General features: G+C 72.0%; 6 protein-coding genes and 1 tRNA gene. 4 read left to right on the forward strand and 3 right to left on the reverse strand.

What is annotated here, in order from left to right:
- The coding region (locus tag VF468_04965) for an extracellular solute-binding protein (GenBank protein HEX5877666.1) at window positions 1–714 on the reverse strand (714 nt) is incomplete at its 3' end.
- 485 nt (window positions 715–1199) lie between these two features.
- Here VF468_04965 and VF468_04970 point away from each other — a divergent pair.
- Complete coding sequence (locus VF468_04970; protein ID HEX5877667.1) at window positions 1200–2432, forward strand: ROK family transcriptional regulator; 1233 nt, start codon at window positions 1200–1202, stop codon at window positions 2430–2432.
- 18 nt (window positions 2433–2450) lie between these two features.
- Here the strand turns inward: VF468_04970 and VF468_04975 are convergent, their stop codons facing one another.
- Window positions 2451–2852 (reverse strand): nuclear transport factor 2 family protein, encoded by a 402-nt coding sequence (locus VF468_04975; protein ID HEX5877668.1) that lies wholly within the window; start codon window positions 2850–2852, stop codon window positions 2451–2453.
- Window positions 2853–2898: 46 nt separating this feature from the next.
- On the opposite strand from VF468_04975, the gene glpX reads away from it, so the two are divergent.
- From glpX to VF468_04990, 3 genes are all read left to right on the forward strand, one after another.
- On the forward strand, window positions 2899–3903 hold the full coding sequence (gene glpX / locus VF468_04980; protein ID HEX5877669.1) for a class II fructose-bisphosphatase: 1005 nt from the start codon (window positions 2899–2901) through the stop codon (window positions 3901–3903).
- A 41-nt stretch (window positions 3904–3944) separates the two neighbouring features.
- Window positions 3945–4136 carry a hypothetical protein gene (locus VF468_04985; GenBank protein ID HEX5877670.1) on the forward strand — a complete coding sequence of 64 codons (192 nt, stop codon included), beginning with the start codon at window positions 3945–3947 and terminating at the stop codon, window positions 4134–4136.
- 47 nt (window positions 4137–4183) lie between these two features.
- Window positions 4184–4256 (forward strand) — tRNA-Lys (locus tag VF468_04990).
- 6 nt (window positions 4257–4262) lie between these two features.
- Here the strand turns inward: VF468_04990 and VF468_04995 are convergent.
- Window positions 4263–4479, reverse strand: a 217-nt coding sequence (locus tag VF468_04995; protein HEX5877671.1) for a hypothetical protein, incomplete at its 5' end; no start/stop codon positions are given.

Here is a 4479-nt window from a genome sequence, read left to right on the forward strand (position 1 = left end):
GTTGAAGGGGATCTCGTGCTTGACCCACTGGTCGTACTTCTCGGGCCCGCCGTAGCGGAGCACGAAGTCCTCGATCCAGTCGGTGGCCGGCCACCCGGTCGCGGCGGCCGACTCGATGCCCACGCACCAGGGCGGCGTGCCGTCGGCCTTGATCTGGTTGGTGAGCGCCTCCAGCTCGGCGATCGTGGTCGGGGCCTTGTAGCCCTTGGCCTCGAAGGCCTTTTTCGGGTACCAGACCAGGCTCTTGATGTTCATGCTCATGGGGACGCCGTACAGTTTGCCGTCCGCCGAGGTCCCCGCGGCCAGCTCACCGGGGACGAGCGTCGACTCGATCTTGCTCTTGTCGAGCAGGGCGCTCAGGTCCTGCATCTTGCCGCTGTTAGCGATGTCCATCATCACGCCCGGCTGCGGGAACAGGGCGATGTCGGGAAGGTTGTTGCCCTGCACGCGGGTCCGGACGATGGTGTCGAAGGACTGCGAGGCCTCGGAGTACTTGATGGTGACCCCGTTGGCGCTCGCCCACTGGTTCAGCCCGTCCTGGAAGCCCTTGGACTGGTCGCCGCCGAACCCGAACAGGATCTCGACCTGGCCGTCGCCCTCGGCCGCCGAGCCGCCGCCACCGCCACCACCGCCGCCTTCCTCGAGGCAGGCCGTAGCGAACAGCATCGCCACCGCCGCCACCGCGATCCCCTGGAACAACTTACGCCATCGCATCTTGTCTCCCTTTCGTTGACGCCGCAGCACCATTCGGTAGCCGGCCATCCCTCACAGGCCTGCCCCTCCGGGTATCCCACCGCACTACCTGGCGTGCTGGCCCACCAGCTTCATCAACAACGAGACGTGCACGGCCCCTTTCGTGAGGGCGACCGCGACGCTGCGCTCGCGAGGCGAAGTGGCCAACGGGTCTCGATCATGCATTGGGGCAGCATGGGAAGTCCACCGGCCGGTGGGGACCGGCAGGGGCCACGGCGCCGAGCAGGGCAGATCATCGGACTGCGTTTGCCCTCATGACCACCGGTTGAAACCGCCCCACGCCAGCCAGGGAGCAGCGCGGCGACCCCTTGCCACCCCACCAGGAAGCGATTAGATTAGAGGCGGTTATCATTCTGCCGGTAGTCTCCCACGTAGGTACCCGGTGTCAAGCCGTCCCATGGTGAGCCATGCAGAGGCCGACTCCGACGTCACTGATGCTGCGGCGGATGACCGCGTCCGCCGTGCTCGACGCGCTGCGGGCTGGCGGGCCGATGACCGGCAGCGACCTGATGAACGCCACCGGGCTGGCCCGGCCCACCATCCACGTGGTCTGCAACGACCTGATCCGGCTCGGCTGGATCCGTGAGATGGACAACCGGCCCGCCGGCGACCGCCGGCGAGGCCGTCCCGCCCGCCGCTACGAGTTCCAGAGCCGGGCCGGGCTGGTGCTCGGCGTCGACGCCACCGACCGGGTCACGGCCCGCCTGGCCGACCTCCGCGGCGACTGCGTGGCCGAGACGAGCCAGCCGCTGGCTCACGTCTCGGTCCCGGTGGACGAGCGCCTGGCCGCGGTGCGTCGGACGACCGACTCGGTGCTGGCGTCGGCGGCCGTCGACCCCGCCCACGTGCTGGCCGTCGCCGTGGGCGTTCCCACACCGGTGGACGCCGACGGGATCCCGGTGGGTCGGGAGTCCTACCTGCCCGGCCTGCCCGGCCACGACCTCCGGCCGGAGATCGGCGGCCGGCACGGCTGGCCGGTGCTGCTCGAGAACGACGCCAACCTGGCCGCCTGGGGGGAGCGCTGGCGCGGGGTCGCCACCGGGGTCGACGACCTGGTGGTCATGGTGGCCGACGAGCGGCTCGGCGCCGGCCTGTTCCTGGGCGGGCGGCCGGTCCGCGGCCACGCCGGCGGCGCCGGCGAGCTGCGCTTCTTCGAGCTGATCGAGCAGGTCGGCAGCACCCACGGCATGACCTACATGGTCCGCACGTTGGGCGCCGAGGCCGTGGCCGGCCTTGGCGCGGAGGAGCCGCCGGACGGCCCCGGCCGGCTGCTGTGGTCCCTGGCCGGCGGGGACCCGGCCCGGGTCGGGACGGCGACCGTGATGGAGGCCGCCCGGGCCGGGGACGAGGTCGCGGTCGGGATCGTCGACCGCGTGGCCGACCGGATGGCGCTCGCCGTCGCCGCCCTGGCCGGGATGCTCAACCCCGAGCTGGTGGTCATCTCCGGGGCCGTGGCCGACGACGGCGACCTGTTCCTGGACCGGATCCGGGGGCGGCTGCTGCCCGACCTGATCGACACCCCGCCCCGGGTGGCGATGTCCACCCTCGGCGACCACGCCGTCGTCCTCGGCGCCGTCCGCATGGCGCTCGACCACGTCGAGGCCAGCCTCCTGGGCAGCCCCGGCGCCGCTCCCTGGCCCAGGGCCCCGGCCCTGGCCGCCGCCCCGCCCCAGAGCTGAGTGCGCCCGGTCTCCCGCTCAGCCGACGGGCGGGTCGGCGAGCAGCTCGTCGACCTCGTACTGGTTGGCCTCGAAGATCCAGACCTCCACGATCTGCTCGCCGGACAGCCGGTAGAGGTTGGCCCGGCGGATCTCGACGGCGCCGCCGGGACGGTGGAAGCGCTCGCGCACGACCAGGGCAACGCGTTCCTCGCTGGCCAGCATGTCGACCAGCTCGACCTCGACCTCGGCCCCGTGGGAGCGGGCGAGGGCGGCGTGCAGATACCCCTTGACGGCCTCACGGCCGCGGTGGGTGCCGGCCAGCGACGACCGGCCGGGGGCATGGAGGACGACGTCGTCGGCGAAGAAGCCGAAGCCGGTGTCCCAGTCGCCGCGCTGCACGGCCTCGAGGTAGCGCCGCATGACATCGAGGGCAGCCATAGCCGATCCTATACACAGCCGTCACCCTGTCACCGGGAGGTACGCCGTGACCGCAGTGGCTCACATCGGGCCCGCGCCCGACCGGAACCTCGCTCTCGAGCTGGTCCGCGCGACCGAGGCGGCGGCCATCGGCGGCGCCCGGCACCTGGGCCGCGGCGACAAGGAGGCGGTCGACCAGGCCGCGGTCGACGCCATGCGCCCGGTGCTCGGCCAGATCGCCATGGATGGGGTGGTGGTCATCGGCGAGGGCGAGAAGGACAACGCCCCCATGCTCTACAACGGCGAGCGGGTCGGCAGCGGCAGCCCGCCCCAGGTCGACATCGCCGTCGACCCGGTCGACGGGACCACCCTGACCGCCAAGAGCCTCCCCAACGCGATCGCGGTGGTCGCCCTGGCCGAGCGGGGCACGATGTTCGACCCGGGACCGTGCGTCTACATGGAGAAGCTGGCCGTCGGCCGCCCCTTCGCCGACGTGGTCGACTTCGAGGCCCCGATCGAGGACAACCTGCGCCGGATCGCCGAGGCCAAGGACTCCGACGTCACCGAGCTGACGGTCTGCATCCTCGACCGCCCCCGCCACGAGGAGGAGCTGGTCGGCCGGGTCCGGGCCACCGGCGCGCGGATCAAGTTCCTGCTCGACGGTGACGTCGCCGGGGCGATCATGGCCGCCCGCGAGGAGACCGGCATCGACCTCGCCGTCGGGATCGGCGGCACCCCCGAGGGCGTCATCACCGCCTGCGCCCTCAAGTGCCTCGGCGGGGTCATGTACGGGCGCCTGTGGCCCCGCGACGACGACGAGCGCCGGGCCGCACTGGACGCCGGCTACGACCTCGACAAGGTCCTCACCATCGACGACCTGGTCCGGGGCGACAACGTCTTCTTCGCCGCCACCGGCGTCACCGACGGCGAGCTGCTCCGCGGGGTCCGCTTCCGCCCCAACGAGGTGCTGACCCAGTCCCTGTCGATGCGCTCGGTGTCGGGCGCGGTCCGCCTGATCGAGGCCCGCCACCAGCTCGACCGCTCCAACCTGGTCACCCGCCCCCGTTCCTAGACCGGGGTTTGCCCTTGGTCTGGTTGCGGAACACTTTCTCCATGACCGCGCCCAGCACCACCCGAAGGCGAGCCGTTGGGGCCGACGTTCCCGTCCGCTCCTTCGGCCAGCGCCGCATCTGCGAGGCAGCCGGCTGCCAGGTCCAGCTGTCGACCTACAACCCGGCCAGCCGTTGCTGCACCCACGACGGCTGGGACCGCGAGCACCGCACCCGCGCTCGCCGCCGCCGCTGATCGTCGTCGCAGCCCGCGGCCGCCTCTGGTAGCCTCCATCCCCGTGCGCGCCGCTAGCTCAATTGGCAGAGCAGTGCCCTCTTAAGGCAACGGTTCGGGGTTCGAGTCCCTGGCGGCGCACCCCAATCAGCCCAGGTCAGGCCCGGACTTGCGCCGGGTCTTCTTGTTTGCTTGCTTCGCCGTGGGCCGCGCTGGGGCCGTGACGGCCCGCGCCGGGCCGCCGGGCAGCTCCACCACCGCCCCCACCGGGAACGGCCTGGAGGCCCTGAGCGTGCAAGGCGTCCAGGCGGTCGCGCAGCTCGTCATCGTGGCCCGGAACAGGTGGCCGTAGCGGTCGAGTGTG

It is taken from the genome of Actinomycetota bacterium, assembly GCA_036280995.1.
Classification (GTDB): Bacteria; Actinomycetota; CALGFH01; order CALGFH01; family CALGFH01; genus CALGFH01.

Coding starts and splice junctions, on each gene's coding strand:
- VF468_04970 (HEX5877667.1), top strand. CDS start 1,200: ATGACCGCGTCCGCCGTGCTCGACGCGCTGCGGGCTGGCGGGCCGATG.
- VF468_04975 (HEX5877668.1), bottom strand. CDS start 2,852: ATGGCTGCCCTCGATGTCATGCGGCGCTACCTCGAGGCCGTGCAGCGC.
- VF468_04985 (HEX5877670.1), top strand. CDS start 3,945: ATGACCGCGCCCAGCACCACCCGAAGGCGAGCCGTTGGGGCCGACGTT.